The 26509-nt window shown below is 72.2% G+C and carries 21 protein-coding genes; 12 read left to right on the top strand and 9 right to left on the bottom strand.

Going from position 1 to position 26509, the window contains the following annotated elements:
- Nucleotides 1-105: 105 nt before the first annotated feature.
- Nucleotides 106-720: a hypothetical protein gene (locus G7Z13_RS14260; protein WP_165999370.1), complete on the top strand. Its 615-nt coding sequence runs from the start codon at nt 106-108 to the stop codon at nt 718-720.
- Between the two features lie 29 nt (nt 721-749).
- Here G7Z13_RS14260 and G7Z13_RS14255 read toward each other — a convergent pair whose 3' ends face one another.
- Nucleotides 750-1694 carry an RDD family protein gene (locus G7Z13_RS14255; protein WP_165999368.1) on the bottom strand — a complete coding sequence of 315 codons (945 nt, stop codon included), beginning with the start codon at nt 1692-1694 and terminating at the stop codon, nt 750-752.
- 127 nt (nt 1695-1821) lie between these two features.
- Here G7Z13_RS14255 and G7Z13_RS14250 point away from each other — a divergent pair, with 127 nt between their 5' ends.
- Nucleotides 1822-2829: a stage II sporulation protein M gene (locus G7Z13_RS14250; protein WP_165999366.1), complete on the top strand. Its 1008-nt coding sequence runs from the start codon at nt 1822-1824 to the stop codon at nt 2827-2829.
- 422 nt (nt 2830-3251) lie between these two features.
- Here the strand turns inward: G7Z13_RS14250 and G7Z13_RS14245 are convergent, their stop codons facing one another.
- The 5 genes from G7Z13_RS14245 to G7Z13_RS14225 are packed head-to-tail and all read right to left on the bottom strand — an operon-like array spanning nt 3252 to nt 8913.
- Nucleotides 3252-4562, bottom strand: a complete 1311-nt coding sequence (locus G7Z13_RS14245; protein ID WP_165999364.1) for a DUF58 domain-containing protein — start codon at nt 4560-4562, stop codon at nt 3252-3254.
- Nucleotides 4562-5551, bottom strand: coding sequence for a MoxR family ATPase (locus G7Z13_RS14240; RefSeq protein WP_206313067.1), 990 nt, complete (start codon nt 5549-5551; stop codon nt 4562-4564). The genes G7Z13_RS14245 and G7Z13_RS14240 overlap by 1 nt, the downstream gene beginning before the upstream one ends.
- The gene (locus G7Z13_RS14235) at nt 5551-6747 is read right to left on the bottom strand and encodes a DUF4350 domain-containing protein (RefSeq protein ID WP_165999360.1); all 1197 of its coding nucleotides are present in this window, start codon (nt 6745-6747) and stop codon (nt 5551-5553) included. The genes G7Z13_RS14240 and G7Z13_RS14235 overlap by 1 nt, the downstream gene beginning before the upstream one ends.
- A complete protein-coding gene (locus G7Z13_RS14230) occupies nt 6744-7559 on the bottom strand; it encodes a DUF4129 domain-containing protein (protein WP_165999358.1) in 816 nt (271 codons plus the stop codon). Before G7Z13_RS14230 ends, G7Z13_RS14235 begins: the two co-directional genes overlap by 4 nt.
- Before the next feature lie 4 nt (nt 7560-7563).
- Nucleotides 7564-8913, bottom strand: a complete 1350-nt coding sequence (locus G7Z13_RS14225) for a proline-rich domain-containing protein (RefSeq protein WP_165999356.1) — start codon at nt 8911-8913, stop codon at nt 7564-7566.
- A gap of 140 nt (nt 8914-9053) precedes the next feature.
- Between G7Z13_RS14225 and mtnA the strand changes: the two genes are divergently transcribed.
- The 7 genes from mtnA (at nt 9054) to G7Z13_RS14195 (ending at nt 18911) form a co-directional block, all read left to right on the top strand.
- Nucleotides 9054-10172, top strand: coding sequence for an S-methyl-5-thioribose-1-phosphate isomerase (mtnA, locus tag G7Z13_RS14220; RefSeq protein WP_165999354.1), 1119 nt, complete (start codon nt 9054-9056; stop codon nt 10170-10172).
- Between the two features lie 667 nt (nt 10173-10839).
- Nucleotides 10840-11529 carry a two-component system response regulator MtrA gene (gene mtrA, locus G7Z13_RS14215; protein ID WP_198948386.1) on the top strand — a complete coding sequence of 230 codons (690 nt, stop codon included), beginning with the start codon at nt 10840-10842 and terminating at the stop codon, nt 11527-11529.
- A gap of 1 nt (nt 11530) precedes the next feature.
- Nucleotides 11531-13645, top strand: coding sequence for an MtrAB system histidine kinase MtrB (mtrB, locus tag G7Z13_RS14210; protein WP_165999353.1), 2115 nt, complete (start codon nt 11531-11533; stop codon nt 13643-13645).
- Nucleotides 13646-13658: 13 nt separating this feature from the next.
- Nucleotides 13659-15491 carry an LpqB family beta-propeller domain-containing protein gene (locus tag G7Z13_RS14205; protein ID WP_165999351.1) on the top strand — a complete coding sequence of 611 codons (1833 nt, stop codon included), beginning with the start codon at nt 13659-13661 and terminating at the stop codon, nt 15489-15491.
- A 282-nt stretch (nt 15492-15773) separates the two neighbouring features.
- Nucleotides 15774-16874 carry a ComF family protein gene (locus tag G7Z13_RS33645; RefSeq protein ID WP_240926212.1) on the top strand — a complete coding sequence of 367 codons (1101 nt, stop codon included), beginning with the start codon at nt 15774-15776 and terminating at the stop codon, nt 16872-16874.
- A gap of 315 nt (nt 16875-17189) precedes the next feature.
- Nucleotides 17190-17876, top strand: coding sequence for a ribosome-associated translation inhibitor RaiA (gene raiA, locus G7Z13_RS14200; RefSeq protein WP_165999349.1), 687 nt, complete (start codon nt 17190-17192; stop codon nt 17874-17876).
- Nucleotides 17877-18164: 288 nt separating this feature from the next.
- Nucleotides 18165-18911: a response regulator transcription factor gene (locus G7Z13_RS14195; RefSeq protein WP_165999348.1), complete on the top strand. Its 747-nt coding sequence runs from the start codon at nt 18165-18167 to the stop codon at nt 18909-18911.
- Between the two features lie 30 nt (nt 18912-18941).
- Here G7Z13_RS14195 and G7Z13_RS14190 read toward each other — a convergent pair whose 3' ends face one another.
- Both G7Z13_RS14190 and G7Z13_RS14185 read right to left on the bottom strand, forming a co-directional pair.
- Nucleotides 18942-20114: a crosslink repair DNA glycosylase YcaQ family protein gene (locus G7Z13_RS14190; RefSeq protein WP_166004940.1), complete on the bottom strand. Its 1173-nt coding sequence runs from the start codon at nt 20112-20114 to the stop codon at nt 18942-18944.
- A gap of 386 nt (nt 20115-20500) precedes the next feature.
- A complete protein-coding gene (locus G7Z13_RS14185; RefSeq protein WP_165999346.1) occupies nt 20501-21076 on the bottom strand; it encodes a GNAT family N-acetyltransferase in 576 nt (191 codons plus the stop codon).
- Nucleotides 21077-21343: 267 nt separating this feature from the next.
- Here G7Z13_RS14185 and secA point away from each other — a divergent pair, with 267 nt between their 5' ends.
- Nucleotides 21344-24154: a preprotein translocase subunit SecA gene (secA, locus tag G7Z13_RS14180; RefSeq protein ID WP_165999344.1), complete on the top strand. Its 2811-nt coding sequence runs from the start codon at nt 21344-21346 to the stop codon at nt 24152-24154.
- Between the two features lie 102 nt (nt 24155-24256).
- Here secA and G7Z13_RS14175 read toward each other — a convergent pair whose 3' ends face one another.
- Nucleotides 24257-24823: an Rv3235 family protein gene (locus G7Z13_RS14175; protein WP_240926211.1), complete on the bottom strand. Its 567-nt coding sequence runs from the start codon at nt 24821-24823 to the stop codon at nt 24257-24259.
- 318 nt (nt 24824-25141) lie between these two features.
- On the opposite strand from G7Z13_RS14175, the gene G7Z13_RS14170 reads away from it, so the two are divergent.
- Together G7Z13_RS14170 and G7Z13_RS14165 are read left to right on the top strand one after the other, a co-directional pair.
- Entirely contained in the window at nt 25142-25657 is a 516-nt protein-coding gene (locus G7Z13_RS14170) for a hypothetical protein (protein WP_165999340.1), read from the top strand.
- A 71-nt stretch (nt 25658-25728) separates the two neighbouring features.
- Nucleotides 25729-26400, top strand: a complete 672-nt coding sequence (locus G7Z13_RS14165; protein WP_165999311.1) for an HAD family hydrolase — start codon at nt 25729-25731, stop codon at nt 26398-26400.
- Nucleotides 26401-26509: the final 109 nt, after the last annotated feature.

The raw sequence follows: 26509 nt of genomic DNA, 5'->3' as shown, positions 1-26509 counted from the left end.
CCATTGAGGCAGGCCCCCGCACCCCCGTGCCGGGGGCCTGCCCCTTTGGTCGTACAGGTCCGTGCCGACAGCGACCGGACCAGCCCGTCAGACCCCAGGACCCCCATGCCCCGCGGCCGCTATTCGCTCCACGATCCGCACGACCACACCCCCCTCGCAGAAGAGCACTTCCACTGCGCCCCCGGCCCCTCCGGCTGGCGCTACGTCGCCCAGCTGACGACACCCTCGGGCGACCACCAGGGCTCCGTCGACCTGGCCCTCGACGACCTCGGCCGCCCCATCCGCCTGGAACTCCACGCAGGCGGCTGGCAGGTGCGCGGCGCCGCCCTGGACGGTGTCACCTGGGTCCGCACCGACCCCACCGGCGCTCACGCCACGGAAGGCAACGTCCGCGCCCACGCGTTCACCGGCACATCCCCCGCGTTCCTCATCGCCACCACTCGCCTCCTGCGCCTCACCCCCGCCGCTGCGGCCACCCGCGTACGCCTCGTCGCCTTCACGGACCCGGTCCTCGCCCCGCGCACCCTCGACCAGTCCTGGGCCCTGGTGAACAGAGAAACACACGCCACTGACAACGGCCCCCTGACCGTGGACGAATACCAGGTCACTGCCCTGGACACGGGCGAGCAGCACGCCGTGCACATCGCCGGCGACGTGGTCCTCGCGGCCCCCGGCATCGAGCTGGAGGACCTGGAGTCACCGCCGTCCGTCTTCGAGTGACAGCCCGCGCTCGTGTGACCGTGGACGCCTCAGGCCGGGGGCACGAACCCGGTGGCCGGCGACTCGGCCGACGCGCCCTCACCCCGGGGCGGCGCGGACTGCGGAGCCGCGCTGCCCGGCGACGCGGCCCTCTCCACCGGCACCGACGGCGGCACGTACGCACCCGTCGCCGCACCCCCGGCTCCCGCAACCCCGCCCGGCCGCCCGCCGGCGCCGACCACCGAACCGTTCTCGAAGACCCGCCGCACCTCGCGGGCCTGCCGCTCCTGGAGCACCGCGGCGAGATAGTCGGACGCGGGCACCCCCGGCGGCACCGGAGCACCCGTCCGCGCCGCGAGATCACCCGCGAGACGTTCCGCCATGGCCCGCCCCACCTGCGGATCCAGCTGCCGCATCCGGGCCAGGTACTGGCGCACGGCCAGCCACAGCCCATCGGGAACCGCGGACAGGTCCAGCTGGGAGAACCGCCCCGCGAGCCCGGGCGGAGGCGGCGCGATGAACCCGGTCCGCGCCACCGGCACCCGCTCCCGCACCACGAGAGTCCCCGCGAACACATCCCCGAGCCGCCGGCCCCGCGCCGACACCAGTGACGCGATACAGGCGATGACCCCGAACGTCAGCAGGATCTCGAAGGCCCCGATCGCCCCGCGCACCAGAGCGTGCCGGAACCGGATCGGCCCGCCGTCGTCCCGCACCACCCGCAGCCCGCACACCAGCTTCCCCAGCGAACGCCCGTGGCTCAGCGTCTCCACCGCGATCGGCGCACCCACCAGCACCAGCACGAAAGTCGCGATGGACACCGCGGTGCGCGCCGCCTGGTCCAGCGACGAGGTCGTCAGCAGGAGCACCACGGACACGGCGATGTAGGCCACCGCGGCCACCAACAGATCGAGCAGCACGGCCAGGGCCCTGCTGGGCAGCCTCGCGGGGCGCAGCTCAAGCGCCACCGCCTCGCCCGTCACCAGCTCACTCACGCCCGCCGCCCTTCCCTGGCCTGCCCCTGAACGGCCAGTCTGCCAAGCTGAACGCACATCGCGCCCCAGTAGGACAAGCTGACAGCCACGACGAGTCCCGACGATCAGCCGAGGAGCAGGCACACCGATGGACCTCGACGTCTTCGTCTCCGCCCACCGCGCGGAGTGGGACCGCCTGGACGCCCTGCTCCGACGCCGGCGCCGGCTCACCGGCCCCGAGGTCGACGAACTCGTCGCCCTCTATCAGCGCACGGCGACCCACCTGTCCCTCATCCGGTCGAGCGCCCCCGACCCCCAGCTGACCGGCCGGCTCAGCCAACTGGTGGCACGCGCGCGTGGAGCCGTCACAGGAACCCGCCGCGCCTCCTGGCGCGACGTGACCCGCTTCCTCACCCACGGGTTCCCCGCCGCCGTGTACCGCTCCCGTCACTGGTGGGTGCCCACCGCGCTGCTCTCGGCGCTCGTCGCGGCCCTCCTCGGCTGGTGGATCGGCACGCACCCCGACGTCCAGGCGACGATCGCGGCCCCGAGCGAACTACGCGAACTCACCCGCCCCGGCGGCGAGTACGAGTCCTACTACTCCAGCAACCCCGCGGCCTCCTTCGCCGCCCAGGTCTGGACGAACAACGCCCAGGCCGCCGCGATCTGCCTGGTCCTGGGCATCTTCCTCGGCCTGCCGGTCATCTGGATCCTGCTGCTGAACATGCTGAACCTCGGCATCGGCTTCGGCCTGATGACCTCGGCCGGCCGCCTCGACACCTTCCTCGGCCTGGTCCTGCCGCACGGCCTCCTGGAACTCACCGCCGTCTTCGTCGCCGCCGGAACCGGCCTCCGCCTCGGCTGGACCCTCATCGACCCAGGCCCCCGCACCCGCCGCACAGCCCTGGCCGAGGAGGGCCGCGCCGCCTTGGGCATGGCCATCGGCCTGGCCCTCGTGCTCTTCGTCGCCGGCGCCATCGAAGGCTTCGTCACCCCGTCCGGCCTGCCGACCTGGGCCCGCATCACCATCGGCGTCGCCGCCGAGCTGGCGTTCCTCACGTACGTCTACGTCCTCGGCGGCCGCGCGGCACGCACCGGCGAGACCGGCGACATCGACGCGGCCGAACGCAGTGCCACCGTGCCTACGGCCGCCTGATGTGCATCCACGCCCGCCGAGCTGCTACTGTCCTCTTCGTTCCCGCGAGAGCCGTTGACACGGCGCGAGCGGGGAGGTAGATTCGAACAGTTGCCTGGGACTGGATCTGATCCGGTCGGTGACCTTGAGAACCTATCGCTTCTCGAAACATCGATTTCGCTGAAGCCTCTCCCGATGAAATCGGAAACAGACGGCCGGTCAGACCGGCGCGGAAGTTCTGATAAAGTCGGAACCGCCGGAAAGGGAAACGCGAGAGCGGGAACCTGGAAAGCACCGAGGAAATCGGATCGAGACCTGTGGGAGAGTAGGACGCCGCCGAACAATTATTGGGAAAACCCCCGCATCACATGATGCGGGGGTTTTCTGCGTTCAGGGCTGGCTATTCAGGCGTAGGGGCCCCTTTCAGGGCCCTGGTCATCGCCTTACAGGCGGCCTGCCGCCTTCAGTGCCAGGTAGGCGTCCGCCAGTGCCGGCGCCAGGTCGTCCGGTGTCGCGTCGACGACCGTGACGCCGTGGCGGCGGAGTTGTTCGGCGGTGTGCTCGCGTTCGGCCTGGGCCTGGGCGGCGGCTGCGGCCTCGTAGACGGCGTCCACGTTCCCGCGGGCCTTTGCCATGCCGGCGATGTGGGGGTCGGCCACCGATGCCAAGAGAACGGTGTGGCGCTGGGTCAGCTGGGGCAGGACGGGGAGGATTCCCGCTTCCATCGGGGCCGCGTCGAGGGTGGTCAGCAGGACGATCAGGGAGCGGCGTGGGGCCGTACGGAGTGCTGTGGCGGTGAGGCCTCGGGCGTCCGTCTCGACGAGTTCCGGTTCCAGGGTCGCCATGGCGTTCACCAGGGCGGGGAGGACGTCGTTCGCCGTGCGGCCCTGGACCAGGGCGCGTACGTGGCGGTCGTAGGCGAGGAGGTCGACGCGGTCGCCGGCACGGGAGGCCAGGGCGGCCAGGAGGAGGGCGGCGTCCATGGAGGCGTCGAGGCGCGGGGCGTCGCCGACGCGGCCGGCGGAGGTGCGGCCGGTGTCCAGGACCAGGAGGATGTGCCGGTCGCGTTCCGGGCGCCAGGTGCGGACGGCGACCGTGGAGTGGCGGGCTGTGGCGCGCCAGTCGATCGAGCGGGTGTCGTCTCCGGGGACGTACTCGCGGAGGCTGTCGAATTCCGTGCCCTGGCCGCGGATGAGGACGCTGGTGCGGCCGTCGAGTTCGCGGAGCCGGGCGAGTTTCGAGGGCAGGTGCTTGCGGCTGGTGAAGGGAGGCAGGACGCGTACCGTCCAGGGGACCTTGTGGGTGGCCTGGCGGGTCAAGAGGCCGAGGGGGCCGTACGAGCGGATGGTCACCCGGTCCGCGTGGTGATCGCCGCGGCGGGTGGGGCGCAGTCGGGTGGTGACGCGGCGGCGCTCGCCTGCGGGAACCGTCAGGCGATGGCGGGACGCGGCGACCTCGGTGCCGGGCTGCCAGCTGCTCGGGGGCCATGCGTCGCGCAGGAGGGCGCGGAGCGGGCGGCCGGTGGGATTGGTGACCGTGAGGGTGACGTCGGCGGTTTCGCCCAGACGGACCGAGGTGTCGCCCGAGCGGGTCAGCCTGAGGCGGCGTACCGGTGCCGCGAGCGCGAAGTCGCAGGCGCAGGCGAGGGCGAGCGGGGCGTTCACGGCGAGGATGCCCGTCCAGCCGGGCTCCAGGATGCCGACCGGGAGGGAGCCGAGGGCCGCCAGGAGGGCGGCGCGTCCGGTGAGTGCCATCAGCGGGGGACGGGGACGTGGGCGAGGATCGCGTTGATGACCGAGTCGGCGGTCACGCCTTCCATCTCGGCCTCCGGGCGGAGTTGCACGCGGTGGCGGAGGGTGGGGAGGGCGAGGGCCTTGACGTCGTCGGGGATGACGTAGTCGCGGCCCGTCAGCCAGGCCCAGGCGCGGGAGGTCGCGAGGAGGGCGGTGGCACCGCGCGGGGAGACGCCGAGGGTGAGGGACGGCGATTCGCGGGTGGCGCGGCAGATGTCGACGACGTAGGCGGTGATCTCGGGGGAGACCGTGGTCTTGGCGACCGCCGCGCGGGCGGCTTCGAGGTCGGCGGCGCCCGCCACGGGGCGTACGCCGGCGGCGCGCAGGTCGCGCGGGTTGAAGCCCTGGGCGTGGCGGGTGAGGACGTCGATCTCGTCCTGGCGGGAGGGGAGGGGGACCATCAGTTTGAGGAGGAAACGGTCCAGTTGGGCTTCGGGGAGGGGGTAGGTGCCCTCGTACTCGACCGGGTTCTGGGTCGCGGCGACCAGGAAGGGCTCCGGGAGGGGGCGGGGGGTGCCGTCGACCGTGACCTGGCGTTCCTCCATCGCTTCCAGGAGGGACGACTGGGTCTTCGGGGGCGTGCGGTTGATCTCGTCGGCCAGGAGGAGGTTGGTGAAGACCGGGCCGGGCTGGAAGGAGAACTCGGCGGTGCGGGCGTCGTAGACGAGGGAGCCGGTGACGTCGCTCGGCATCAGGTCGGGGGTGAACTGGACGCGTTTGGTGTCGAGTTCCAGTGCGGATGCGAGGGCGCGGACGAGCAACGTTTTGGCGACCCCGGGGACTCCTTCAAGTAGGACGTGTCCGCGGCACAGGAGGGCGACGACGAGACCGGTCACGGCGGGGTCCTGGCCGACCACGGCCTTGGCGATCTCGGCGCGCAGGGCTTCGAGGGCGGCGCGGGCGTCGCCCGGGGCCCCGGTCGACCCGGCGTTGTCAGTGGTCGGGTCCATCATGGACGGCGTACCTCTCTTTCGAGGGCGTCGAGTTGGTCGGCGAGTGCGATCAGGCCCGTGTCGTCGCTGGGCGGCGGGCCGAAGAGCAGGGAGTGCAGTGCCTGTCCGTCGCCGTGGAGGTGCGCGGACAGGGCGGGGAGCAGGGCTTCGGGCGTGTGTGCCCGGGCCGCGGGGATGCCTACGAGGGGGGCGAGGCGCGTGCGGGTGGTGGAGCGGAGAGCGGCGGCCGCGCGGTCGCGGGCGTTCGCCTTGCGGTAGAGGCGGGCACGGCCTTCGACGGTTTCGGAGGCGCGGATCGCCACGGGGATTTTCTCGGGCACGAGGGGGCCGAGCCGGCGTGCCCGCCACAGGGCGGCGAGGGCCGCGGCGATGAAGAGCTGCAGCGTGCCCCAGAGCCAGCCGGAGGGGAGCAGTTCGAGGAGGGTCTTCTCGTCGTCGGGCTGGGCGGCGGAGGTGTCGGAGGGTGAGGGGAGGTACCAGACCAGATGGGGGCGGGAGCCGAGGAGCTGGAGGGCGAGCGAGGCGTTGCCCTGCTCGTCGAGGTGTTCGTTGTGGAGGATGTCGGGCGCGCCGAGCACGACGGTGTCACCGCCGCCGGAAGGGTGCGGGACGCGGATCAGGGTGGCCAGGCGCTCGCTGCGGTAGCACTGGTCGGCCCTGAGATGGGTGGTGGTGTAGCGGATGCCGCCCGTGTCGGCCTTGCCGGCGCGGCGGGCGGCGGGCAGGTCGCAGCCGGGGGAGAGGGTGGACTCGGAGCTGGTGGCCGGGTCGGCGGTGACGCCGGGGGCGAGGCGTTCGACGGAGGCGCTGCCGGCGGCGACGAGGACGGTGCGTCCGCCGGACGCGGCGATGGCGCTGTGCAGCCGGTCCTGCCGGCCGGGGGTGAGGAGGTCGGGGACGGCGACCAGGAGGGTGGTGTCGGGGGCGGCCGCGGCGCGGGCCTCGTCCAGGGTGGTGACCACGCGGGTGGAGACGCCGCGGTCGGCGAGCAGTTCGGCGACGGCGCGGCTGCCCTGGGGGTCGGGGGAGCGTGGGTCGAGGTTGCCGTGGCGGACGTCGGAGCGGATCAGGGCGATCGCCACGCCGGCCGCCAGCAGCACGACCAGGGCGAGGGCGATGCCTCGCGTGCGGGTCCACACCTGGCGGGCGGTGGGCGAGACCGAGGTGGTCGGGAGCGTGGCCTCGGTGGTCATCCGGTGGTCCCCTGGCTGGTGTGGTGGGCAGTGGTGTGGTCGCTGCTGCCGGCCAGTCGGGGCTTGGTGTTCTCCAGGTCGCGGTCGAGGTCGGCGATGCGCCGGTACGCGTCCGGGGTGGCGGTCCGGCCGCCGTATGTGACGTCGTCGAAGGCGTGGGCGGCGGCGCGGAGCCGGTCGGTGTGGGTGGGCAGGGCGCGGCCGGCTTCGGCTGCGGCCTCGTCGGCGGTGCGGCCGGGGCGGGGGTCGAGGAGGGCGCGTTCCTCCAGGGAGCGGACGATGGCCCGCATGCGTTCCTGGACGGCCTGGTTCCAGTGGCCCTGGGCGGCGTGGGCGTCGGCGGTGGCGCGGTGTTCGGCCGCGGTGCGGGGACGGTCGTCGAACAGGGCGGGGGAGGAGGAGACGGGTTCGCGTCGTGGGGTGCCCAGGCGCCACCACAGGGCGCCGAGGGCGGCGAGCACGACGAGGATGACGACGAGCAGGCCGACCGCTCCGCCGGGGGTGACGGAGGCAGCGGCGCCGAAGACCTTGTCGAGCCAGTCCCAGAAGGCGTTGAGGGCGCGTTCGAACAGGCCGGGGTCGTCCTCGTGGTACACGCGCTCGGACAGTTCGCGCCGGGCCGCCTCGCGGGCGGGATCGCGGGGGATCGTCAACGGTGGTGCGTCGTCGGAGCCCGCCGACGTCGGCACCGACAGGTCGTGGTGTGGCGGCCGTACGGCCGGGGCGCGGGTGGGCGACCAGGTCCGTACGGCTGCGTCGGCGGCGCGGGGCAGGGACGGCGCCGCTGGGAGGACTGCCCCCGTCAGGATCACCGCATCAGCTCCCGGGGGTTCCGGGGGAGGTGGGGCCGTAGCCCTGGACACCGGCGGCGCGGGCCAGTTCGAGGTCGAGGGCCTCGCGGCGGATGCGCTGGTCGATGTAGAGGAGCACGGTGACGCCGGCGGTGATCGGGAAGGTGATCGTGGAGCCGATCACCGAGCCGATGCCGCTGACGATGAGGAACGTCCAGCCGAAGCCGCCGGTGCCGTTGACGAAGCCGCTTATGCCGTCGCCGCTGACCGCGGCGGCGAGGAAGGTGAACGGGATGACGACGATCGCGGCGATGACGTTCGCGATGATCGCCGCGAGCAGCTGGATGCCGAACACCCGCCACCAGGAGCCGCGCACGAGCTTCACGGACCGGCTCATGGCCTTGAGGACGGACTGCTTCTCCAGCATCAGGGCCGGGGAGGCGAGGGAGAAGCGGACCATCAGCCAGACGGTGACGACGGCGGCGGCGAGACCGCCGAGGACGGCGAGTGCCGCGCCGCCCCCGCCGCCGCCCGCGGCGACCGTGATGATGCCGGGGAGCATGCCGGCGAGGACGATGCCGGCGGCGATGAGCGGCAGCAGCAGGATCAGGCCGAACAGCTTGACGATCTGCGGGCGGGCGTCGCGCCAGGCCTCGCCGGCGGTGACCGGCTTGCCGAGCACCGCGCGGCTGGTGACGGTGGTCAGCAGAGCCGTCGCGGCGACGGTGCCGATCAGGGAGATCACGAACAGGACGCCGGAGCTGAGCATGGTGTCGCGCAGCGCCCCGGTCAGTTCGTCGAGGCTGGCGCTGGGATCGCCGAGGGCGCCGGTGTCGGTGTACTCGTCGAGGAGCAGGCCCTGCACGAGGACGACGACGATCTCGATGAGGACGGCGACGGTGAGGGAGATGCCGAGGACCGTGCGCCAGTAGGTGCGCATGGTCGACACGGCGCCGTCGAGGATCTCGCCCACGCCGAGCGGGCGCAGGGGGATGACGCCGGGCTTGGCGGCGGGCGGGGGGCCACCCCAGGCGGTGCCCCAGCCGCCGTAGCCGCCGGGGCCCTGCCAGTTACCGCCGCCGTAGCCGCCGGGGCCGCCGGGGGGCGGGGCGCCCCAGCCCGGGCCGGGCGGTGGGGGCGGCGGGGTCTGGCCGGGGGACGGCGGGCCGGTCGGCGCGGACCACTGGGCGGGTGGCGGCTGCTGCTTGGACCACTGGGTGCCCGGGCTCTGCGGGTGCGTGCCCGGCTGCTGCGAGGGCTGTTCGGGGTCAGGCCGGTCGGCCGGCCCGGACGGCCCGGTGGGGCCGGAGGTGCCGGGCTCGTGCCCGTCGGACGGGGCGGATCCGGGCGAGGCCCAGCCCGGAGTGTCGTTCATCGTCGCTCCTTCACGGTGCCCGTCCGCGGTCGCGGCGGCAGCTTGGCAGCCATCGTGCCATGGGGTGGTCGGCGACGGACCGGCCACGGTGCGGGCTGCGCACCTTCAATTGTCCGCCGGATAGTGGGCAGACTGACGGCATGGCTGATCAGCAGGCGCGAACCGGCGAGGACAAGCGGGCGACCGAGGTACCGGTGGTCCGGTGGGAGGAGCCACCCGAGGGGCCGGTGCTGGTGCTTCTGGACCAGACCCGGCTGCCGAGTGAGGAGGTCGAACTGGTCTGCACGGACGCACCGGCGCTGGTGGAGGCGATCCGGTCGCTCGCCGTGCGCGGGGCGCCGCTGCTCGGGATCGCGGGAGCGTACGGGGTCGCGCTCGCCGCCGCGCGGGGCTTCGACGTGGACGAGGCGGCGCAGGCGCTGGCGGGTGCCCGGCCGACCGCGGTGAACCTTTCGGTGGGGGTGCGCCGGGCCCAGGAGGCCTACCACGCGAGCCTGGCCCGCAGCGGCGACGCCACGGCGGCCGCGGCGGCGGCGCTGGCCGCCGCGCGGCAGCTGCACCGGGAGGACGCCGAGGCCAGCGCCCGGATGGCGGAGCACGGGCTGGCGCTGCTGGACGAGCTGCTGCCGGGCGGCGGGCACCGGATCCTCACCCACTGCAACACCGGGTCGCTGGTGTCGGGCGGGGACGGGACGGCGTTCGCGGTGGCGCTCGCGGCACACCGTCAGGGGCGGCTGCGCCGGCTGTGGGTCGACGAGACGCGCCCGCTGTTGCAGGGCGCGCGGCTCACCGCGTACGAGGCGGCGCGCAGCGGCATGGCGTACACGCTGCTCACCGACAACGCGGCGGGGTCCCTGTTCGCGGCGGGGGAGGTGGACGCGGTGCTCATCGGCGCCGACCGGATCGCCGCCGACGGGTCGGTGGCGAACAAGGTCGGGAGCTATCCGCTGGCGGTGCTCGCCCGCTATCACCACGTGCCGTTCATCGTGGTGGCGCCGGTGACGACGGTGGACCTGGGCACCCCCGACGGGGCGTCGATCGAGATGGAGCAGCGTCCGGGGTACGAGGTGACGGAGGTGATGGCGCCGCAGGCGCAGGTGGCGGGAGCGGGCGGCGGGGTTCCGGTGGCGCCCCTGGGCACCCAGGCGTACAACCCGGCGTTCGACGTGACGCCGCCCGAGCTGGTGACGGCGATCGTCACCGAGGAGGGGGTCGCGTCGCCGGTGACGGCGGAGGCGCTGGCCGGGCTGTGCGGGTAGGGCGTGGCGGGGAGGGGGGTGGCCGGGGGATGAAGGCCAGGGGTGACGGCTACGGGTGACGGAGGGCTGTCGGCCAGGGGTGGGGCCGGGAGTGGTGGCCGGAGGTGATGGTGCGGCCGCTGGGTGGCCGGGGCGGCGGTCTCGGTCGTCCGGAGGTGATCCCGCCGGTCGGGTGCCATCGGGCCAGGCTGTGGAAGCCTTGCGGGAGTCGGGTGAGCCGGCCCCGTGACCGGCGGAGCGCTCCGGGTTCCCGTCGCGCACTGGCCTGCCTGACGTGGACACCCCTGGTCGGCAGGACCGGCCTCTGACGGATCACGAGTTCGACCAATTCCGTGACCTGCTGCGCCGGTACTGCGCACACGAACTCGATCAGTGGGAGAGCCTGCAGAGCTAGACGCCGTACGGCCCTGTGTACGTGCTCCTCACCCGTTCCCTGCCGCCCGGCGCGGCCCCCGAGGCGTACAGGCCCTTCTGACTTGCCCGCGTGCGGACAGCTGCCGCTGGTTGTCGGATGTCCCAAGGGATGTAGCCGGAGCCGTTGAGGCCTGACATCCGTCGCTGACATCGGCGCCGGCGGGCGAGGGCAGACAGTAACGGGTCCCTACGACTATCGTCACAGGCCAGTGACGTGCCTCACCTGCGCCTTCGCTGCCGTTATGAGAATGGGATGATGTCGTTTATGAAGGGACGAGTCCTTGTCGTCGACGACGACAGCGCACTGGCCGAGATGCTCGGCATCGTGCTGCGTGGTGAAGGTTTTGAGCCGTCTTTCGTAGCCGACGGCGACAAGGCGCTGGCCGCTTTCCGGGAGACCAAGCCCGATCTGGTGCTGCTGGACCTGATGCTGCCCGGTCGGGACGGTATCGAGGTGTGCCGGCTGATCCGGGCGGAGTCCGGGGTGCCGATCGTGATGCTGACGGCGAAGAGCGACACCGTGGATGTGGTCGTCGGCCTCGAGTCGGGCGCGGACGACTACATCGTGAAGCCGTTCAAGCCGAAGGAGCTGGTGGCCCGCATCCGGGCGCGGCTTCGCAGGTCGGAGGAGCCGGCGCCGGAGCAGCTCGCCATCGGTGACCTGGTCATCGATGTGGCCGGTCACTCGGTGAAGCGGGACGGGCAGTCGATCGCGCTGACGCCGCTGGAGTTCGATCTGCTGGTCGCGCTGGCGCGCAAGCCGTGGCAGGTGTTCACCCGAGAGGTCCTGCTGGAGCAGGTGTGGGGCTACCGGCACGCGGCGGACACGCGGCTGGTCAACGTCCATGTGCAGCGGCTGCGCTCCAAGGTCGAGAAGGACCCGGAGCGCCCCGAGATCGTGGTGACCGTCCGTGGTGTCGGTTACAAGGCCGGGCCGAGCTGACATGTCCGGGGACAGTGCCGCTTCGGCGCCCGGCCGGTCCGGGGCCCGCGCGGGGCGGCCTGTCGGCCGGAAGGCGGCGGGCTCCCGCTGGGGAAGGTTCAGCGCGGGCGGGCTGCTGCAGGGCGGAGTCCAGGGCAGCCCGGTCCTCCGTCTGTTCATGCGCTGGGTGCGCCGGCCGCTGCTGCCGATGATGCGGCTGTGGCGGCGCAACATCCAGCTGAAGGTCGTCGTCACGACGCTGCTGATGTCGCTGGGCGTCGTACTGCTGCTGGGCTTCGTCGTCATCGGGCAGGTGCGCAACGGGCTGCTCGACGCCAAGGTCAACGCGTCGCAGAGCCAGGCCACGGGCGGGTTCGCCGCGGCCAAGCAGCGCGCCGAGGAGGCGGCGAGCGGGGCGGCCGTGGACAACGCGGCAGACGAGGGCGGACAGTCCTCGCAGAACGTCATCCAGTGGATGAGCGATCTCGTCACCTCGCTGTCCAGTGGCGGCCAGGGCGCCTTCGACGTCGTGACGCTGCCCGCCGGGGACGACACCGGGGGCGGGCGCGGTCCGCGCGCCTCCGGCGGGGTCAATCCGAACAAGAGCGTCCCCGAGGAGCTGCGTGAGCGGGTCACCAGCGGCCCGGGGGCGTATCAGAGCTACACGCGCATCGTGTACGGGCCCGGCAAGGAGTCCCAGCCCGCGCTGATCATCGGCAAGCAGGTCAACGACCCGAACAACGACCCGTACCAGCTGTACTACCTCTTCCCGCTGACGCAGGAGGAGAAGTCGCTGAGCCTGGTCAAGGGGACGCTGGCGACGGCCGGGCTGTTCGTCGTCGTCCTGCTCGGGGCGATCGCCTGGCTGGTGGTGCGCCAGGTCGTCACGCCCGTGCGGATGGCCGCCGGGATCGCCGAGCGGTTGTCGGCGGGGCGCCTCCAGGAGCGGATGAAGGTCACCGGCGAGGACGACATCGCGCGGCTCGGCGAGGCCTTCAACAAGATGGCGCAGAACCTTCAGTTGAAGATCAGCCAGTTGGAGGACCTGTCGCGGATGCAGCGGCGGTTCGTCTCCGACGTCTCCCATGAGCTGCGTACTCCGCTGACGACCGTGCGGATGGCCGCCGACGTGATCCACGAGGCGCGGGAGGACTTCGACCCGGTCACCGCGCGGTCGGCGGAACTGCTCGCCGACCAGCTGGACCGCTTCGAGTCGCTGCTGTCGGACCTGCTGGAGATCAGCCGTTTCGACGCCGGCGCGGCGGCGCTGGAGGCCGAGCCGATAGACCTGCGGGACGTCGTCCGGCGGGTCGTCGACGGGGCGGAGCCGCTGGCCGAGCGCAAGGGGTCGCGGATCCGGATAGTGGGCGACCAGCAGCCCGTGGTGGCGGAGGCGGACGCCCGGCGGGTGGAGCGCGTGCTGCGCAATCTCGTCGTCAACGCCGTCGAGCACGGCGAGGGCAAGGACGTCGTCGTCAAGCTCGCCGCGGCGGGCGGGGCGGTCGCGGTCGCCGTACGCGACTACGGCGTCGGGCTCAAGCCCGGCGAGGCGACCCGGGTCTTCAACCGGTTCTGGCGGGCCGATCCGGCTCGCGCGCGGACGACGGGCGGTACGGGTCTGGGGCTGTCCATCGCCCTGGAGGACGCCCGGCTGCACGGCGGCTGGCTGCAGGCGTGGGGTGAGCCGGGCGGCGGCTCGCAGTTCCGGCTGACACTGCCGCGGACCGCGGACGAGCCGCTGCGGGGCTCACCGATACCGCTGGAGCCCAAGGACTCGCGGCGCAATCGCGGACTGGACGATTCCGGTCAGCCGCGCGGGGGCGGCGAGAAGAGTGCCACCGTGCCCGCGCAGACCACGGCCGGCGGGCCGGTGCGGCCGCTCGACGCGATAGGTCCGCGGCTGGCCGCCGTGGCCCCGACGGCCGATCCGACGGCGCTGCCCGGCAACGGCGCGCGGGTGGTGCCCCGGCCGGCGGGTGGGGCCCGCCGCGTGGAGGAGTCGCGTCGTACGGAGGAGTCGCGTCGTACGGAGGAGTCGCGTCGTACGGGCGGGGCGGTGCGTGGTGCGGACGGGGCGGCGCGCGGTGCGGCGGGGAGCCGGCCGGCGGACGTGGAGTCCGATGAGTCGAATGAGTAAGGGGAGGCAACTCGTGGGCGCTGGCCGCGAGGGGGGTGCCCGGCGTACGCCGGCGCGCGCGGTGGCGTACATCGCCTGTGGTGTCGTCCTGCTGGCGGGCTGTGCCTCCATGCCGGACCACGGGGATCTGCGGGGTGTCGAGTCCACGCCGCGGCAGGACGCGCAGGTGCGGGTGTTCGCCGTACCGCCGTCGGAGGATGCCTCGCCGCCGCAGATCGTGCAGGGCTTCCTGGAGGCGTTGACCAGCGACGACCCCAACTACGAGACGGCGAAGCAGTATCTGACCGATACGGCCAGGAAGTCCTGGGAGCCGCAGCGGACCACGACCGTGCTCGCCAACGCGCCCGGCCTGGAGGTCGATTGGGCGGCCAACAAGGAGGACAGCGACACGTTCGCGTTCCTGCTGACGGGCAGCAGGGTCGCCACTGTGGACGCGGAGCAGTCGTACGCGCCGGCGAGCGGCGACTACAGCCGGCAGGTCCGCCTCAGGAGGGACCGCGAGAGCGGGCAGTGGCGCATCGACCGGCTGCCCCAGGGTGTCGTCCTCGGCCAGTCGGACTTCCAGCGCAACTACGTGTCCGTCAACAAGTACTACCTGGCGTCGAACACCGCGTCCGGCTCGTCCGCGCAGCTTGCGGCGGTCGCCGATCCCGTCTATGTGCGCCAGCGCGTGGATCCCACGACGCAGGTGGTGCGTTCGCTGCTGAGCGGGCCCACGCGGTGGCTCGATCCGGTGGTCCGGTCGAGCTTTCCCACGGGGACGCGGCTGAAGGGCGACGCGGTCCCGCTGACACCCGACGACCACAACAAGCTGACCGTGCCGCTCAACGACAGGGCCGCGCGGGTCGGGCTGGCCAAGTGCAACGAGATGGCGGCCCAGTTGCTGTTCACGTTGCAGGACCTCGCGCCCGCGGTGAACGAGGTCGAGTTGCGGGCGGGCGGCGCGGAGTTGTGCGCGCTCGACGCGGACGCGGCGACGGCGGTCGCCACGCGGGGACCCGTGCGCAGCCCCGAGTACCTGTACTTCCTCAACGGTGACCACAGCGTGGTGCGGATCCGCAGCGGCAGCAGGACGGCCGGGGCGGAGCCGGTGCCGGGCCCGTTGGGCGAGGGTACGACGACCCTGCGCTCGGTCGCGGTGTCGCGCGACGAGCGCAGCGCGGCCGGAGTCTCCCGGGACGGTCGGCAGTTGTACGTCGCGAGGCTGGAGCCGGGGGCCTCGCTCGGGGAGCCGGTGCTGACCAGCGAGGGCAGGACCGAGGACGACCGGCTGACCACTCCCAGCTGGGACGAGCAGGGCAATCTGTGGGTCGCCGACCGGGACGCCGGCAACGCGCGGCTGCTGCTGCTCCAGGCGGGCAAGGGCGAACCGCTGGAGGTGTCGGTTCCGGCGCTGGACGGGCGCATCGAGTCGGTGCGGGTCGCGGCCGACGGGGTGCGGATCGCGCTGATCGTGGAGAAGGACGGCGAGCAGTCCCTGCTGGTCGGGCGGATCGACCTCGACGAGAAGGTGGGCGAGCGGTCGACGGTCACGGTGCGCGAACTGCGCAACGCCACGCCCGAGTTGGAGGAGGTCACCACGGTGTCGTGGTGTGGCGACGGCCGGCTCGTGGTGGTGGGGCGCGCGAAGGGAGGCGTGCTGCAGCTGCGGTACGCCCAGGTCGACGGCTCCACGCCGAAGGGGCCCGCGCCGGATGCCCTGACCGGGGTGAAGGAGATCGCCGCGTCCGAGGACGAGCTGCTGCCGCTGGTGGCGTACTCGGACGACGGGATCGTGCGGCTGCCGTCGGGGGCGCAGTGGCAGACGGTGGTGAAGGAGGGGTCGGCGCCGGTTTATCCGGGGTGAGGCCGTCTGGGGCTGGGGGGCCTGGGGCGGAGTGCCCGGGGCGGGGCCTGGGCCGGAGGTCCTGGGTGGGCGTGCGTTTCGTTCTGAGTCGTGGGCGGCCGTTCTCGTGCGGAGTGATCCGGCGGGGGCGGCCGTTTTTCGCTGGTCAGGGGGATAGGGAGGGGAGGAGGGGCGGGGCGTTCACCTAGGTGGGTGAGGGCCGTCGGGTGGGGCGCGGAGTTGTCCACAGGCGGTTTTCCACAGGGGTGGTCGGGCGGCGCGGGGGTTGGCAGAGTGATGCGCATGCGGGGGTGGTGGCGGGACCTCACCGACCTGGTGCTGCCGGCCGACTGCGGGGGCTGCGGCAGGCCGCGTACGGTGCTCTGCCCGGAGTGCCGTGCCGTGCTGAGCGGGGCGGCGCCGTGCCGGGTGCGGCCGGTGCCGGAGCCGCCGGGGCTGCCGGCCGTGCACGCGGCGGCGCGGTACGGGGACGAGGTGCGGGCCGTGCTGCTGGCCCACAAGGAACGGGGTGCCCTGGCGCTCTCCGGTCCGCTCGGCGCCGCGCTGGCGGGAGCGGTGCGGGCAGGGCTGAGGGCAGCGTGGGGGAACGGTGACGAGAGGGGTGTGGTCAGAGGTGGTGGGGTCGATGGTCGGGCGAGCGATGGTCGGGCGTGCGATAGCCGGGCGGAAGACGGTCGAGCGGGTGATGGCCGGGCGGAAGACGGTCGGGTGGCCGATGGTCGCGTGGCCGGTGGGATGAGGTCTTGGGGGCCTGGGGCGCCGGTGCTGCTCGTTCCCGTTCCGTCGGCGAGACGGGCGGTGCGGGCGCGGGGGCACGATCCGGTGCGGCGGATCGCGTACGCCGCGGCGGGGGAGCTGCGACGGACGGGGACGCCGGCCCGGGTGGCCGCCGTGGTGCGGCAGCGGCGGACGGTCGCCGACCAGTCGGGGCTGAACGCGCGGCAGCGACTGGACAACCTCGCGGGCGCGCTGGCCGTGGCGCCCGGTGGGGAACGGCTGCTGGCGGGCGGGCCGGTCGTCCTGGTGGACGACCTGATGACCACCGGTGCGTCGCTGACGGAGGCGGCGCGGGCGGTGCGGGAAGCGATGTCGGCGCGGGAGGCGCGCTCGGCGCACGCGATGTCGGTGACGGCGGCGCGCCGGGCGGGCGGTGGAGCGGGCGGCCGTGTGCGTCAGCTGGACGGGGCACCAAGAGAACGTGTGTCGGTTGTGTACGGGAGTGGAACCCGGGAAAGGACTGGGGCACGGACGACTGGACCGAGGGAAGGGGGCGCGGAGCGGAAGCGGGGCCCGGGAATGCCGGGACCGAACGGCGCAGGTGAAGTGATCTGCGCGGCGGTGATCGCGGCGACCCCGGATTCTTTCGCAATAAACCGGAACTGACTGCGAAGTTGCATCGTTGCAGAGAGTGAGAGCACTAATTCACCGGAATGGAGGTACGCCGCGGTAGAGGGTGACGACATCCGTCCGGGCGAGATATGTTCGGTTGTGAGGGAAAGCCGCAGGCCACACCTCTCGTATCCGAATGCCGTGCCGTGGGATTTCCGCAATCACCGGGCCGGCCGGGGAGCAGATCGCGCCCATGGGGGAGGAGGAGGTGGACGTCACCGAGTCCGAGGTTCCGGGGCACACCGGGACCTGGTGCACAAGGGAGATGCTCCGCATCCGAGGCGGAGCGATCCGGGAACGGAGTTCTGCGTGGACATCGTCGTCAAGGGCCGCAAGACCGAGGTGCCCGAGCGGTTCCGCAAGCACGTGGCCGAGAAGCTGAAGCTGGAGAAGATCCAGAAGCTCGATGGCAAGGTGATCAGCCTCGACGTCGAGGTGTCCAAGGAGCCCAACCCCCGACAGGCCGACCGTAGCGACCGGGTGGAGATCACGCTCCACTCCCGCGGTCCGGTGATCAGGGCGGAGGCAGCGGCCAGCGATCCGTACGCGGCACTCGACCTCGCCGCGGAGAAGCTGGACGCCCGGCTGCGCCGGCAGCACGACAAGCGCCACACGCGCCGCGGTGTCCGTCGGCTCACCGCAGCCGAAGTCCCCCAGCACGTCCCGGGCGTGGCCACGCTCAACGGCAGCGGCGCCGAGACGGACGAGTCGGAAGGCGTGCCGACGAGGAAGATCGGCTCCCTCGAGATCCAGGGCGAGGGCCCGCTCGTCGTCCGCGAGAAGACGCATGCCGCCGCCCCGATGACCCTCGACCAGGCGCTGTACGAGATGGAGCTGGTCGGGCACGACTTCTACCTGTTCGTCGACTCCGAGACGAAGGAACCGAGCGTCGTCTACCGGCGACACGCGTACGACTACGGCGTGATCCATCTGAGGACGGACACCATGATCACGGCGCCGCCCTCGCCGGAGGCCGGCGGTTCGCTGGGCGGCTGACTTCCCGGACGACGGCTGAGCCCCGGTGCCCCTGGAGTGCTTGTGTGCCCCCAGGGGCACCGGCGTGCCACGAGTGTGCGGCCGTGCCACCCGTGTGCCACCGCTGCGCCGCCGTGCCACCCGTGTGCGACCGGTGTGCGACGGGTGTGCGACCACTTCGCCCATGGCTTCGTCACCGCGGTGTCGTCCGGGCATGAAATCATGGCCGTAACGGCTCAATCGGTGGGCCGTTGCCTTGGGTTGGCGATGGCCCGGGACCACAGGCCTGAGCCTTCAGGGGGAGGAACGATGGCGGACAGCTTCGGACCGATGCAGGCCGAGAGGGCCGGCGACGGCCCGGACGGCAGGGGCCCGGACACGGGCTCCTCACGCGACGAGCCGATCCGCGTCCTGGTCGTGGACGACCACGCCCTCTTCCGCCGTGGTCTGGAGATCGTGCTCGCGGCCGAGGAGGACATCCAGGTCGTCGGGGAGGCGGGCGACGGCGCCGAGGCGGTGGAGAAGGCCGCGGACCTCCTGCCCGACATCGTCCTGATGGACGTACGGATGCCGAAGCGGGGCGGGATCGAGGCGTGCACCTCCATCAAGGAGGTGGCGCCCAGCGCGAAGATCATCATGCTGACGATCAGCGACGAGGAAGCCGATCTCTACGACGCGATCAAGGCGGGCGCGACGGGATATCTGCTCAAGGAGATCTCGACGGACGAGGTGGCCACGGCGATCCGGGCCGTGGCCGACGGGCAGTCGCAGATCAGCCCTTCGATGGCGTCGAAACTGCTGACCGAGTTCAAGTCGATGATCCAGCGGACGGACGAGCGGCGATTGGTGCCCGCGCCGCGACTCACCGACCGGGAACTCGAAGTGCTCAAGCTCGTGGCGACCGGGATGAACAACCGCGATATCGCGAAGGAGTTGTTCATCTCCGAGAACACCGTGAAGAACCATGTGCGCAACATCCTGGAGAAGCTGCAGCTGCACTCCAGGATGGAGGCGGTGGTGTACGCGATGCGGGAGAAGATTCTCGAGATCCGGTGACGGTGGGGCCTGTGAGGCCTGTGGGGTCCGTCAGTCCAGGGAGCGGGCCAGTTCTGTGATCAGGGGCGCGCGCAGGTCCGGGGTGTTCACCTGTTCCACGCGTACGTTGGTGCAGTTCACCCAGCTCGCCGCTTCCAGCAGGGCCTCGGCGACGGCCGGGACCGCCTTCGGGCCGTCCAGGGTGATCTGCTTGGCGACCAGGGTGCGGCCCTCGCGGGCCGGGTCGACCCGGCCGACCAGCCGGCCGCCGGCCAGGACCGGCATCGCGAAGTAGCCGTGGATCCGCTTCTGCTTGGGGACGTAGGCCTCCAGGCGGTGGGTGAAGCCGAAGATCCGCTCCGTCCGGGCGCGTTCCCAGATCAGGGAGTCGAAGGGCGACAGGAGCGTGGTGCGGTGACGGCCGCGCGGGGGAGTCGCGAGGGCCGCGGGGTCCGCCCAGGCCGGCTTGGCCCAGCCCTCCACCGTGACCGGGACCAGGCCGGAGTCGGCGATCACCGCGTCGACCTGCTCGCCCTTCAGGCGGTGGTAGTCGGCGATGTCCGCGCGGGTTCCCACGCCGAGGGCCTCGCCGGCGAGGCGGACCAGGCGGCGGAGGCACTCGGTGTCGTCCAGGTCGTCGTGCAGGAGGTCGGCGGGGATGGCGCGTTCGGCGAGGTCGTAGACCCGCTTCCAGCCGCGGCGTTCGACGCAGACGACCTCGCCGTACATCAGGGCGCGTTCCGCGGCGACCTTCGCGCCGGACCAGTCCCACCACTCGTTGGTCTTCTTCGCGCCGCCCAACTCCGTGGCGGTCAGCGGGCCTTCGGTGCGCAGTTGTTTGATCACCTGGTCGTAGGTGCCGTCCGGGAGATCGTGGTGCCAGTGGGGGCGGTCGCGGTAGGCGCGGCGGCGGAAGGCGAAGTGGGGCCACTCCTCGATGGGGAGGATGCAGGCGGCGTGGGACCAGTACTCGAAGGCGTGGGTGTCCTTCCAGTAGGCGCTCTCCACTGTGGCGCGGCCTACCGCGCCGAGGCGGGCGTACGGCACGAGTTCGTGGGAGCGGGCCAGGACCGAGATCGTGTCGAGCTGTACCGCGCCGAGGTGACGGAGGATGCCGCGGACACCGGCGCGGCGGTTGGGGGCGCCGAGGAGGCCCTGGGCTCGTAGGACGATGCGGCGGGCCTCGTCTGCGGAGAGGGTGGTGGTGGGGCGCGGGGTCGTCATGGCCGTCATGGCTTCGAACGATAGGGGGTGGGTCTGACAGTGGGGGGTGGGGTTGGGTTTTTGTGGGGAGGGAGGGGCTGGTGTGGGTGGGCGGGTGGGCGTCCGTGCGTCCAGTTTCCGCCCCCGCCGCCCCTACCCCATCCCCAGGGGCTCCGACCCTGCGACCCCACCAGGGGCTCCGCCCCTGCACCCCGGCGGGGACTCCGTCCCCTGCACCCGGGCTTCGCCCCTGAGCCGCGGCGGGGAGCGGAGGCTGGGCTTACGGCTGCCCGCCGTAGTGGGGGTTGCGCGCGCTGCATTCCTCCCCGCTTCACCCCGGCCACAAGGGTGGGCGAACCCAGGCACCCGCCGCGCCTCGTCCCCCCCCCCGGAGGGCAAGCGTCGCGTCAAGCTGTTGGGCGTGCGGGAAGGTACGGGGCCGTGGAGGGGAGGGCGAGGTCTGAGGGGAGGAGGGAGGCCAGCCAGCAGTCTCGGCGGGTGCCGTGGTGGTTGAGGGCCGCGCGGAGGGTGCCCTCAAGGGTGAAGCCTGCCCGTTCGGCCACCGCGCGGGAGGCGGTGTTGCCGACCTCCGCGCGCCACTCGAGGCGGTCGACGGGGATCTGGGTGAAGGCCCAGTGGCAGAGCGCGCGGGTGGCTTCGGTGATGTAGCCGTTGCCGCGGTGGCGCCGGGTGGCCCAGAAGCCGAGCTCCGCGGTGCCCAGGGAGCGCATGGTGATGCCGAGCATGCCGGCGAGGTCGCCGTCGGGCAGGAAGGCGCCGAAGGTGAACAGGGAGGAGGCCGCCCAGCCGTCGGGGACCTGCTGCCGGACGAAGGTCTCGGCGTGTTCCATAAGGTAAGGGGAGGGGATCGTCGTCCAGCGCTGGATCTCGGGGTCCTGACAGGCGGCGTACACGGCGTCGATGTCGTCCGGGCCGACCGGGCGCAGCAGGAGACGGGCGGTGGGGATCGTGACGGGGTCCATCGGGAGATTCTGCTCGGGGGCGAAAGGGCGGGCATCCCTTTTTCCGGGGCTGGTTCGAGGGTGAGGGTGCGATTACCGTTCGTGCAATTCGGTGGAGGCTCGCGGCACCATCCGCGTCCCCCGTCCGTTGTCCTTGGATGAAGCGGTGACGCCGCCGTCACGGCAGGCCTCCCGGCGTGGCCGGGTCCTCGCATACGATGGCCGTTGCTCAGTACGTCAGAAGGAAACCGACCGTCCCAGGCCCGACCGGCAAGGAGACCAACCCCCGTGTCCGTCCTCTCGAAGATCATGCGTGCAGGCGAAGGCAAGATCCTGCGCAAGCTGCACCGCATCGCGGACCAGGTCAACTCCATCGAAGAGGACTTCGTCGACCTCTCCGACGCCGAGCTGCGGGCCCTCACCGATGAGTACAAGCAGCGGTACGCCGACGGGGAGAGCCTCGACGACCTCCTGCCGGAGGCCTTCGCCACCGTCCGCGAGGCCGCCAAGCGTGTCCTCGGCCAGCGTCATTACGACGTGCAGCTGATGGGTGGCGCCGCGCTCCATCTGGGTTATGTCGCCGAGATGAAGACCGGTGAGGGCAAGACCCTGGTCGGCACCCTGCCCGCGTATCTGAACGCGCTCTCCGGCGACGGCGTTCACCTGATCACGGTCAACGATTACCTGGCCGAGCGTGACTCCGAGATGATGGGGCGCGTCCACAAGTTCCTCGGCCTGTCCGTCGGCTGCATCCTGGCCAACATGACGCCGGCCCAGCGCCGCGAGCAGTACGCGTGCGACATCACGTACGGCACGAACAACGAGTTCGGCTTCGACTACCTGCGCGACAACATGGCCTGGTCGAAGGACGAACTCGTCCAGCGGGGGCACAACTTCGCCATCGTCGACGAGGTCGACTCCATCCTCATCGACGAGGCCCGGACGCCGCTGATCATCTCCGGCCCGGCCGACCAGGCCACCAAGTGGTACGGCGACTTCGCCAAGCTGGTCCAGCGCCTCAAGCGCGGCGAGGCCGGCCAGCCGCTGAAGGGCATCGAGGAGACCGGCGACTACGACGTCGACGAGAAGAAGCGCACGGTCGCCATCCACGAGTCCGGCGTCGCCAAGGTCGAGGACTGGCTGGGCATCGACAACCTGTACGAGTCGGTGAACACCCCGCTCGTCGGTTACCTGAACAACGCCATCAAGGCGAAGGAACTGTTCAAGAAGGACAAGGACTACGTCGTCATCGACGGCGAAGTCATGATCGTCGACGAGCACACCGGCCGTATCCTCGCCGGCCGCCGCTACAACGAGGGCATGCACCAGGCGATCGAGGCGAAGGAAGGGGTGCCGATCAAGGACGAGAACCAGACGCTCGCCACGATCACCCTCCAGAACTTCTTCCGCCTCTACAACAAGCTCTCCGGCATGACCGGTACGGCGATGACCGAGGCCGCCGAGTTCCACCAGATCTACAAGCTCGGCGTGGTCCCCATCCCGACCAACAAGCCGATGATCCGCAAGGACCAGTCGGACCTGATCTACCGCACCGAGGTCGCCAAGTTCGCCGCGGTCGTCGACGACATCGAGGAGAAGCACCGCAAGGGGCAGCCGATCCTGGTCGGCACGACGTCCGTCGAGAAGTCCGAGTACCTCTCGCAGCAGCTGAGCAAGCGCGGCATCCAGCACGAGGTGCTGAACGCCAAGCAGCACGACCGTGAGGCGCAGATCGTCGCCCAGGCCGGCCGCAAGGGCGCCGTGACCGTGGCCACCAACATGGCCGGCCGTGGTACGGACATCAAGCTCGGCGGCAACCCCGAGGACCTCGCCGAGGCGGAGCTGCGCCAGCGCGGGCTCGACCCCGAGGAGCACATCGAGGAGTGGGCCGCCGCCCTGCCCGAGGCGCTCAAGCGGGCCGAGGAGGCCGTCAAGGCCGAGAAGGAGGAGGTCGAGCGGCTCGGCGGCCTGTACGTGCTGGGCACCGAGCGGCACGAGTCCCGCCGTATCGACAACCAGCTGCGCGGTCGTTCCGGCCGTCAGGGCGACCCCGGCGAGTCCCGCTTCTACCTCTCCCTCGGCGACGACCTGATGCGGCTGTTCAAGGCCCAGATGGTCGAGCGCGTGATGTCCATGGCGAACGTGCCGGACGACGTGCCGATCGAGAACAAGATGGTCACCCGCGCGATCGCGTCCGCCCAGTCGCAGGTCGAGCAGCAGAACTTCGAGACCCGTAAGAACGTCCTGAAGTACGACGAGGTCCTCAACCGCCAGCGCGAGGTCATCTACGGCGAGCGGCGCCGCGTCCTGGAGGGCGAGGACCTGCACGAGCAGATCCGCCACTTCATGGACGACACCATCGACGCGTACGTCCAGGCCGAGACCTCCGAGGGCTTCCCCGAGGACTGGGACCTCGACCGCCTGTGGGGCGCCTTCAAGCAGCTCTACCCGTGCAAGGTCACCATCGAGGAGCTGGAGGAGGCGGCCGGCGACCGCGCCGGTCTGACCGCCGAGTTCATCGCCGACTCCATCAAGGACGACATCCACGAGCAGTACGAGGCGCGTGAGGCGCAGCTCGGCTCCGAGATCATGCGTGAGCTGGAGCGCCGGGTCGTGCTGTCGGTCCTGGACCGCAAGTGGCGCGAGCACCTCTACGAGATGGACTACCTCCAGGAGGGCATCGGCCTGCGCGCGATGGCGCAGAAGGACCCGCTGGTCGAGTACCAGCGCGAGGGCTTCGACATGTTCCAGGCCATGATGGACGGCATCAAGGAGGAGTCCGTCGGCTACCTGTTCAACCTGGAGGTCCAGGTCGAGCAGCAGGTCGAGGAGGTCCCCGTCGAGGACGCCAAGCCGGACCTGGCCAAGCAGGACTCGGTGCCGGCGCAGGCGACCGCCTCGCGCCCGGAGATCCGCGCCAAGGGCCTGGAGGCCCCGCAGCGGCGGAACCTCCACTTCACCGCGCCGACCGTGGACGGCGAGGGCGGCACCATCGAGGGCGACCTCCCCGAGGACGAGCCGGTGCGTTCCTCCGCCGACGGCCTCACCCGCGCGGAGCGGCGCAAGCAGGCCAAGGGCGGGCGGCGCCGCAAGAAGTGAGGCCTGCGGCGGCGTGACGCCGCCGCGGTCGAGCCGTGGCCGAGGGCCGGGACACCCCCAGGGTGCCCGGCCCTTTCCCATGCCCGTCAGCCCGTGAGCCCGTCAGCCGTCGTCCTGTGCGCGGGGCCCGCGCGGGCCGTCCAGTTCCACCGCCGTGCAGCGCCAGCGGTGGTCGGCGCCCCGTTCCAGGCGGAAGGCCATCGCGCGCAGCCGGTCGCCGGTGCGGATGCGGGCGAAGGCCTCGAAGGCGCCGGGATAGGGCTCGTACCAGCCGACGTCCCCCACCACCGGGCGCGGGCCCGGGGAGCGCAGGGGGCCGCTCTCGGCGAGCCGGGCCAGGTCGTCGTAGGCGCGTCCCAGGGTGTGGCGGAGCATGAAGTGGACGGGGCGCTGGCCGCTGAGGACCAGCAGCAGACGGTCGGCGAAGACGTCGGTGGGGCGGGGCTGCGGGAGCCCGACGGGGCGGCGCGGGGTCTGCGGCGGCACCCTCAAGGGCTCGGCCGGCGGGCGGGTCTGCGCCGGGGCCGCGGGCGGCGGGTCCGCGCGGCGGGCGCGGGGCGGGGTGGCACCCGGGCGGCGAGGGTCGTGGCGGGTGTCGCGGCGGGTCGGCGGCCGGGTGCCGGGGCGGGATGCCGGGCGGGTGGCCGGGTGGTGCTGGGCCCTGGTCATGACCTTGTTCATGGGTTCCCCGTTCGCTGCGGCCCGGGGGATACCGGGCGGTAACTTGCTGGTGGTGATCTTGTACGGGGTGAAGAGGGTGGCGGCAAGCCGGGCGCGAGCCGGGACCGGGGGTCCGGAGAGATCACCTATCAGGGTGAGCAGAAGGGGAGAAGCGCCTGGTGGGAGCGGTGGCGAGGGTGAATCGCGAGGCGTCGGGTGGACGCTTTCCGAGGCGCGGGCGGGGACTCGAAAGGGGACGCCCGCACGTATCCTGAAGGCTCTCCGAAGCCTTGCGGGGCCCTCCGACCACGAAAGAAGCGGCCAGCCATGCGCGTCTACGTCCCCCTGACCCTCCCCGGTCTCGCCGAGGCGTACAAGGCGGGAGAACTCGGGGCCGGGCCGCTCGTCGCGTACGCCGTCACGCCCGCGCTGCGCGAGTGGTACCTGTCCGACGACATCGAGGAACTGGAGTACGCGGCGCTCAGCCGGGCCGCGCTGGCCTCGCTGCGGCTGCTGGCGGCGGACCCCGCGGCCCCGCGCCGGCGGGTCGTCGTCGCCGTCGACGTGCCCGACGGGGCGGCGACGGCCGATCCGGACCGGGGCCTCGACCCGGCCGCGCTGGGCGAGGTGCGGGTGGCCGGGCCGGTCCGGCTGGCCAAGGCGGCGTCCGTGCACGTCGACGCCGGGGGCGCGGAGGCGGACGTGGCCGCGGCGGCGGACGCGCTTGAGGCGGCGGACGGCGGGGACGACGACGCGCAGTTCGTGGTGGACGGGGCCGAGGACCACGAGCTGCTGTGGTACGCCACGCAGGAGATCCCGAACCTGGTGGGGCTCGGGGAGTGAGCCGCGCCGTTCCGCCGGGCCGTCACGCGGACGTCTCCTCGATGTCAGTGGCGGCGGGTACGGTCTTCGACATGGGGAAGCTGGGAGCCGCGCACATCGTGTGGGACTGGAACGGCACGCTGTTCCACGACAATGACGCGATCATCGGGGCGACGAACGCGGCGTTCGCCGAGCTGGGCCTGGAGCCGATCACGCTGGAGCAGTACCGGTCGATGTACTGCGTGCCGGTGCCGAAGTTCTACGAGCGGCTGATGGGGCGGCTGCCGACGGACGCGGAATGGGAGGTCATGGACGGGACCTTCCATCGGTACTACGCCGAGCACCGGGTGCGGTGCGGACTCACCGAGGGCGTGGTGGACCTGCTGGCCGAGTGGCGGTCCGCGGGGCGCAGCCAGTCGATCCTGAGCATGTACGGGCACGAGGACCTCGTGCCGCTGGTCCGCGGATTCGGCATCGAGAGCCACTTCGTACGGGTCGACGGGCGCACCGGGCCCTCCGGGGGCAGCAAGGCCGAGCACATGGTGCGGCACCTCGCGGCGCTGGCCGGGGTCGACCCCTCGCGCACGGTGGTGATCGGGGACGCCGCGGACGACGCGGCGGCCGCGCTCCACGTGGGCGCGCGGGCCGTGCTCTACACCGGTGGGTCGCACAGTCGCAGCAGCCTGGAGACCGCCGGGGTGCCGGTGGTCGACACCCTGCACGAGGCGGTCGCGGAGGCGGAGCGCCTGGCCATGGCGGCGTAAGCCGCGCCCCCTGGCCGCCCCACCCCGGCCGCCGCTCGGCCGCCCCACTTCGGCCGCCGCTCGGCCGACCTTGCGCGGACCCGCGCGGCCCCGCTCGCCCGTCCCGGCG

Origin of the sequence: Streptomyces sp. JB150, assembly GCF_011193355.1 — a bacterium.
In the GTDB taxonomy this organism is placed as follows: Bacteria; Actinomycetota; Actinomycetes; order Streptomycetales; family Streptomycetaceae; genus Streptomyces.
The sequence above is the reverse complement of the archived record's forward strand: the minus strand, read 5'-3'. Positions and strand labels throughout refer to the sequence as shown.

Excerpts from the sequence above, each read along its gene's own strand:
- G7Z13_RS14260 (WP_165999370.1), top strand. The coding sequence starts at position 106 with ATGCCCCGCGGCCGCTATTCGCTCCACGATCCGCACGACCACACCCCC.
- G7Z13_RS14250 (WP_165999366.1), top strand. The coding sequence starts at position 1,822 with ATGGACCTCGACGTCTTCGTCTCCGCCCACCGCGCGGAGTGGGACCGC.
- G7Z13_RS14245 (WP_165999364.1), bottom strand. The coding sequence starts at position 4,562 with ATGGCACTCACCGGACGCGCCGCCCTCCTGGCGGCCCTCGGCTCCCTC.
- G7Z13_RS14240 (WP_206313067.1), bottom strand. The coding sequence starts at position 5,551 with ATGGACCCGACCACTGACAACGCCGGGTCGACCGGGGCCCCGGGCGAC.
- G7Z13_RS14235 (WP_165999360.1), bottom strand. The coding sequence starts at position 6,747 with ATGACCACCGAGGCCACGCTCCCGACCACCTCGGTCTCGCCCACCGCC.
- G7Z13_RS14225 (WP_165999356.1), bottom strand. The coding sequence starts at position 8,913 with ATGAACGACACTCCGGGCTGGGCCTCGCCCGGATCCGCCCCGTCCGAC.
- mtnA (WP_165999354.1), top strand. The coding sequence starts at position 9,054 with ATGGCTGATCAGCAGGCGCGAACCGGCGAGGACAAGCGGGCGACCGAG.
- mtrA (WP_198948386.1), top strand. The coding sequence starts at position 10,840 with ATGATGTCGTTTATGAAGGGACGAGTCCTTGTCGTCGACGACGACAGC.
- mtrB (WP_165999353.1), top strand. The coding sequence starts at position 11,531 with ATGTCCGGGGACAGTGCCGCTTCGGCGCCCGGCCGGTCCGGGGCCCGC.
- G7Z13_RS33645 (WP_240926212.1), top strand. The coding sequence starts at position 15,774 with ATGCGGGGGTGGTGGCGGGACCTCACCGACCTGGTGCTGCCGGCCGAC.
- G7Z13_RS14195 (WP_165999348.1), top strand. The coding sequence starts at position 18,165 with ATGGCGGACAGCTTCGGACCGATGCAGGCCGAGAGGGCCGGCGACGGC.
- G7Z13_RS14190 (WP_166004940.1), bottom strand. The coding sequence starts at position 20,114 with ATGACGACCCCGCGCCCCACCACCACCCTCTCCGCAGACGAGGCCCGC.
- G7Z13_RS14185 (WP_165999346.1), bottom strand. The coding sequence starts at position 21,076 with ATGGACCCCGTCACGATCCCCACCGCCCGTCTCCTGCTGCGCCCGGTC.
- G7Z13_RS14175 (WP_240926211.1), bottom strand. The coding sequence starts at position 24,823 with ATGACCAGGGCCCAGCACCACCCGGCCACCCGCCCGGCATCCCGCCCC.
- G7Z13_RS14170 (WP_165999340.1), top strand. The coding sequence starts at position 25,142 with ATGCGCGTCTACGTCCCCCTGACCCTCCCCGGTCTCGCCGAGGCGTAC.
- G7Z13_RS14165 (WP_165999311.1), top strand. The coding sequence starts at position 25,729 with ATGGGGAAGCTGGGAGCCGCGCACATCGTGTGGGACTGGAACGGCACG.